Here is a 228-nt window from a genome sequence, read left to right on the forward strand (position 1 = left end):
ACAATTATTGACCTTTACCAAACGGCCATACGTTGGCTGGAAGTTATTAATGCAACAAGAAAAGGAAGTCAAAATCGAGCTTAAATATACGCTGATGATTCATGATGATAGCTTAGAAAGTCTAGAACACGTTGATCAAGGTCTACTAGAAAAGTATTCACCAACCGAGCAGCAAAAGATTACTCGCGCAGTCAAAGATTTGCGAACAATCATGGCTGTTAAGCAAGT

At 38.6% G+C, this 228-nt stretch carries 1 pseudogene; it reads left to right on the forward strand.

Annotated features, from left to right (window positions below):
• Window positions 1–228, forward strand: a pseudogene (locus tag FD07_RS12020) (MobQ family relaxase); the annotation flags it as partial.

It is taken from the genome of Levilactobacillus parabrevis ATCC 53295, assembly GCF_001434055.1.
GTDB lineage: Bacteria > Bacillota > Bacilli > Lactobacillales > Lactobacillaceae > Levilactobacillus > Levilactobacillus parabrevis.